Annotated in this window: 7 protein-coding genes; 1 reads left to right on the top strand and 6 read right to left on the bottom strand. The window is 71.2% G+C overall.

Annotation, left to right across the window (positions count from 1 at the left end):
• Positions 1–13: 13 nt before the first annotated feature.
• The 6 genes from HNP73_RS22755 to HNP73_RS22730 form a co-directional block, all read right to left on the bottom strand.
• Positions 14–514, bottom strand: coding sequence for a thermonuclease family protein (locus tag HNP73_RS22755; protein ID WP_221289087.1), 501 nt, complete (start codon positions 512–514; stop codon positions 14–16).
• Positions 515–811: 297 nt separating this feature from the next.
• Positions 812–2,134, bottom strand: a complete 1,323-nt coding sequence (locus HNP73_RS22750) for a DUF4942 domain-containing protein (RefSeq protein WP_184155690.1) — start codon at positions 2,132–2,134, stop codon at positions 812–814.
• Positions 2,135–2,147: 13 nt separating this feature from the next.
• Positions 2,148–2,414 carry a hypothetical protein gene (locus tag HNP73_RS22745; protein ID WP_184155688.1) on the bottom strand — a complete coding sequence of 89 codons (267 nt, stop codon included), beginning with the start codon at positions 2,412–2,414 and terminating at the stop codon, positions 2,148–2,150.
• A 472-nt stretch (positions 2,415–2,886) separates the two neighbouring features.
• On the bottom strand, positions 2,887–3,081 hold the full coding sequence (locus tag HNP73_RS22740) for a hypothetical protein (protein ID WP_184155686.1): 195 nt from the start codon (positions 3,079–3,081) through the stop codon (positions 2,887–2,889).
• Between the two features lie 3 nt (positions 3,082–3,084).
• Positions 3,085–3,438 carry a hypothetical protein gene (locus tag HNP73_RS22735; protein WP_184155684.1) on the bottom strand — a complete coding sequence of 118 codons (354 nt, stop codon included), beginning with the start codon at positions 3,436–3,438 and terminating at the stop codon, positions 3,085–3,087.
• A 64-nt stretch (positions 3,439–3,502) separates the two neighbouring features.
• Positions 3,503–3,715: a hypothetical protein gene (locus tag HNP73_RS22730; protein ID WP_184155682.1), complete on the bottom strand. Its 213-nt coding sequence runs from the start codon at positions 3,713–3,715 to the stop codon at positions 3,503–3,505.
• Positions 3,716–4,174: 459 nt separating this feature from the next.
• Here HNP73_RS22730 and HNP73_RS23550 point away from each other — a divergent pair.
• Positions 4,175–5,044 (top strand): SOS response-associated peptidase (locus HNP73_RS23550; RefSeq protein ID WP_246400049.1); only part of this gene is annotated, 870 nt, incomplete at its 3' end.

Genomic DNA, 5,044 nt, shown 5'->3' with positions numbered 1-5,044 from the left:
CCTCGCGCCTTCGCTAATGCGCCCGGCGATAGTCCCACGGCATCTCGAACTCGGTCGACCAGATCCCGAGCCGTGCCGCCTCCGCCTCAGCCTCGACGTACCGCTTCGAATACTTCCGGTAGGCCACCGCCTGGCCAGCCGCGACCATCCGCTCGTTGAGGTTCAACCCGCCGAGCCAGCAGGTCGCGATGTCCCGCCCGTAGCGATCGACGTCGTGCGAAACACACCGCACCGTCCCTTGCCCGATCAGATCCGAGAGGAAGAACGCCGACCTCTGCCCGCAGCGCTCCTTCCGGCCCTCCCGCAGGCAGAGCTGCGCCGACTCCGGCGCGTCGATCCCGTCGAGCCCGATCCGCCGATCGTGGATCTCGAGCGTGTCCCCGTCGATCACGCTGGCGACTCCGATGATCTCGGCGTCGCGGCGTAACGCCTCGGTCGCGCTCGCCGGCACGCCGATCGTCAGCAAGACGCCGACCGTCATCATCGCCTGCGCCGCGAACCCGATGATGCGCACTGCCGCTTCCTCGCCCTTCTGTCTCCGACGATCCTCGCCGGCGATCCCCTAACAAGCGGTGCGCACGGCCGGAGCAGGACCCGGGCGGCGGCGAGCGGGCCGAAGGCCCGTCGAGGCGACGCCCGCCGGCAACCCCTCGATCGCCATCGGCGATCTCCGCAGCCCGCGCGCCAGATCTCCGGCCACATCGCGGGTGGCCGATGTCGAAGCCGGGGGGCCGTCTGCCCCCCGGCACCCCCCGAGGATATTTTAGACGACGAAAATGGGGCAGGGGAGGGATTGCCCTCGGGCGGGGCTTCAACCGGGATCGGCGGGACGGCGCAGCGTCAGGATGCAGGTGTTGACGTTGGTGCCGCTCGTCGAGAACGCGCCGACCGGCAGATCTTCCCAGGAGCCGCTCAGGAGGCCGTGGTCGTAGCGCGCCGCCGCCGGCAGGATCGCGGTCAGCACGCCGTTCGGGTGCAGGTAGCGGAGCGCGTGCTCGACGTGGCGGGCGTAGTGGGTGCCATAGAAGGGCGGGTTCATCACCACCCGATCATAGTCGCCGGTCGGGACGGTCTCGAGGAAGTTGGCGCGTTGGACGATATGGCCCTTCTGCCGGCATTGCGCGGCGCGAGCGCCGTCGACCTCGATGCCGAAGGTATCGGCGCCGGCGTCGCGCAGCGCGTCGAGCAGCCGGCCGCAGCCGCAGGAAGGTTCGAGGACGCGCTCGCCGGCGATGCGGCCGAGGCCCTCGACGATCCGCCGCGCCAGCGGGGCAGGGGTCGGATAATACTGCAGGTCCCGCGCCACCGCCGTTCCCGGCCGTGGCCGCGCCGGCGTGTCGTCCTCCACGTCGGGCAGGACCTCGCCATACCACTCGGCGAGCGCCCGGTTGATGTCGCGGAGCGTCGGCTCCTCGAAGAAGAGATGGCCGTTGCCGTTGGCGAAGCGCCGCAGGCGCACGCCGCGCGCCACGGTGCGGAACGGCTCGCCGAAGCCGGGCCGGATCTCCTTGCCGGCCAGACAAGCCTCGCCATCGTCGAGAAGGGCGCGGAGTTCCGGCCAGGTCACGAGCGGCAGGCGCTGATACGCGGCGAGGGCGTTCAGCACGTCGCGGAGCCGGTCGGTCCCCCACGCGCCATAGCCGCCGACCGACTGCAGGATCACCCGCTTCGGCAGACCGGCGACGCCGACCTTGACCTTGGAGTGCGAGCGATAGGCCGGGTCGAGCCCGCAGAACACTTCGGCGAGGCCGCGGAGGATGTGGTGGCGCGGGTTCAGGAGGTAGTCGCCGAACCGCTCCCGGATCTCCGTCAGCGTAAAAGCCGGCGGTTTCTCCAGCATCTGCTCGAAGCGGCGCTTGTCGGCCGCCGAGGCGATCTCGGCTACGGCGAGGCCCTCGTAGACGTGGCGCCACGCGGATTTCAGGAGGGCGGCCTCCATCGCCCACGGCGCGGGGCCGGAGCTGTCGCGCAGCAGGGGGCCGCCGTAGGCGGTCCCGACGCAGGCGGCCGCGGAAAGCTCCGCGACCGATCGGCCGTAGGCGGCGAGCGCCCCGGCGATGCCGGCGCGCTTGGTGTCGTATTCCTCGACGATGTCGGAGAGGCGGCGGCGCAGGGCGGGGGCGTGCATGTTCATCGGTCCGCCCTCCTCAGTGACACGGCCGCTTGCCGAAATGCTCCCACTGGTCGCAGGAGCCGAGGTCGTCGATGATCTCGGCCTCCCGGCCGAAGCGGGCCTTGTAGGCTTCGAGGAAGGTCTGGGCGTCCTCGTCCTCCTCGAGCCCGAGCTGGTCGCCGCGCCGGTAGCTGTAGGGGGTGATGTCGGCCTCGCTGAGCCCGACCGCCGCGAGCTCATCCGGGGTGACGATCAGCCAACCGTGGCAGGAGCTGGCGAGGAAAGTGAAGTGCGTCCGCATGGGAACCGGTCTCCTTCGTGGTGGCGCGGCCGGGGTCTTCGCCCTCGATCCGCCGTTCGGGTGGAGCCTCTCCGGTCTGCCGACCTGAAATGCCCCGCATTTCCGGGGAAGGCAGAGCGGGGAGGGCGACTGCCCGACCCGCGGCCGGGGGAGCGCGGGTCAGACCTGGGTGGAGACGCCCCGTGGCGCGGCCCGCAGCCGCAGGCGAGGACACGGGGGGCGGCGGAGCCGGCGGCTCTGGCCGCCGCTTGCCGGTTGACGCGCGGTCGCCCGGATGCTGGGCGGACGTCATGGGTGGCAAAGTCGTCAGGGCGGGGGTGAGCGGGCCTCGGCCCGTCGATCCCCCGGGCTGTCCGCAGATCATCGCGATCGCCGACGGCGATCTCCGCTGCCCGGAAACGGAAGCCGCCAGCGGCTGAGGAATTCGGGAAATCAGGAAACGAGGCTCCCGCGTCAGCGGGAGCCCGCGGGGTCAGAGCCGGTACTCGCGCACCAGATCCTGCTCGCAGTGGTGGAACTCCAGCATCTGCCGAAGGAAGGCATGGCGCTCGGTGCGGAGGGCACGCCCGCGCCGCGCGGTCGCCGAGAGCAGGCGCCGGGCTGCGCGGATCACCTCGCGGTCGGTCGACCACACCGGCACGCCGAGGCGGCAGTAGGTGCCGAACATCGCTCAGCCCTCCGCCTGGCCGGCGAGGCGCCACTCGCGCGCACAGCGCACCGCCGTCCGGATCGCCCGGCGGAAGGTGGCACGGGCCCAGGGCTCGCGGCGGTGCTTCTGGTGCCAGTAGGGCAGGTCGCTCATCTCGTCGGCGTGCTTCTGCCGCCAACCCATCTGACGGATAAGGCTTTTCCGCAGGTGGCTGGTCCAGCCCCGGCCGTCGTTGCGGGCACGGGTGAAGCTCCACTCCTCGCCGTTGTGGACGAAGCGGCGGGTGAAGCAGGGAAAGCCGCCGTGGCTGTCCCGGAACGCCCGGGCGTCGTGCCGGATCGAATGATGAAAGGCTTTCCATTCCGCGCGTTGCATCGCGATCTTCCTCTATCGAATTGGGAAAGGCAGGAGGCGCTGGCCCCCCGCCCGCGGGGTCCGGTCAGTCGACCGGGTGGCCCGCCTCGATCGCGTCGGCGCAGGCGTTGCAGTGGCCGTAGTCCGGCATGCCGCGAAAGGGAGCGCCGCAGCGCGCGCAGGTGCGCTCGACTCCGTGCGCCTGCAGAAACCGGACGTAGCCGATCTCCCCGTCCTCGTAGTCCTCGAAGAGCTCGAGCTCGTCGTCGTCCTCGAAGTCGTCGTCGTCGATGGCCATCGGCCGGTCTCCTTCGTGGTGGCGCGGCCGGGGGTCTCTGCCCTTCGGTCCGCATTGGGCGGAGCCGTCCCGGTCTGCCGACCGGAAATGCACCCCGCATTTCCCGGGTGGGCAGAGCGGGGAGGGCGACTGCCCGACCCGCGGCCGGGAGAGCGCGGGTCAGACCTGGGCGGAGACGCCCCGTGGCGCGGCCCGCAGCCGCAGGCGAGGACACGGGGGGCGGCGGAGCCGGCGGCCCTGGCCGCCGCTTGCCGGTTGACGCGCGGGCGCCCGGATGCTGGGCGGACGTGATGCATGGCGAAGTCGTCAGGGCGGGGGTGAGCGGGCCTCGGCCCGTCGATCTCCCGACCTGTCCGCCGATCACCGCGATCGCCGACGGCGATCCCTCACGCGACAGCGTGCTTGCGCCGCGCGCCGATCAGGAACATTTAGAGAACATACCCGCGCCCCCGAGGACTCATGACTCGCCGAAGCACGCCCCAGAGACGGATCGACGACGAGGCATTTCCGGTGCGGGTCAAGCTGTTGGTCCCCGAAGGTGGCTTCGAGCGGCAGTTCGACGACCTCTATCGATGGCTCGATCAGGAGGTCGGGCGGGGGGAGTATGCCTTCCATGCCGCGAGCGCGCTCGGGATCTCGCGGGACGCGGTGGCGGTCTACTTCCGGGCGCCGGAGACCGCGCACCGGTTCGTCGCGTGCTTCCCCGACCTGCTGCTGGCGGACGGCACCGACTCCGTGGTCTACACCTCCCCCTATCTGCCCTTCGGCCGGCCCCAGGACGAGAAGTCGCCCATGTGCAACCTCTACTCGATGACGCGCTCCCAGGAGGCGATGCGCCGGCTCTTCGCCGGCCTCGACGACCGCGCCGGCAACATGCCGCCGCTGCCTGGCATCTACCCGGACTATCCGGCGCCGATCATCCGCAACGCCGGCGAGGGCAGGGAGCTCGTCATGGCGCGCTGGGGGATGCCGACGCCGCCGCAGTACCTCGCGGGGAAGAAGGTCGACCGCGGCGTCACCAACATCCGCCAGACGAGCTCGTCGCACTGGCGGCCCTGGCTCGGGCCCGAGCACCGCTGCTTGGTGCCCTTCACCAGCTTCGCCGAGAACGAGACGCTGGCGGACGGCTCGCGGCCGCCGGTGTGGTTCGCCTTCGACGAGACCCGGCCGCTGGCCTTCTTCGCCGGCCTGTGGGCGACCTGGACCAGCACGCGGAAGGTGAAGGAGGGGCCGGTGACGGCGGACCTCTTCGGTTTCCTGACCACCACGCCGAACGCCGAGGTCCGCGCCGTTCACCCCAAGGCGATGCCGGCGATCCTGACCGAGCCG

The sequence above is a fragment of the Amaricoccus macauensis genome, from assembly GCF_014201905.1.
Taxonomy (GTDB): domain Bacteria; phylum Pseudomonadota; class Alphaproteobacteria; order Rhodobacterales; family Rhodobacteraceae; genus Amaricoccus; species Amaricoccus macauensis.
Note: the sequence above shows the minus strand (reverse complement) of the source record. Positions and strands in the feature narration are given on the sequence as shown.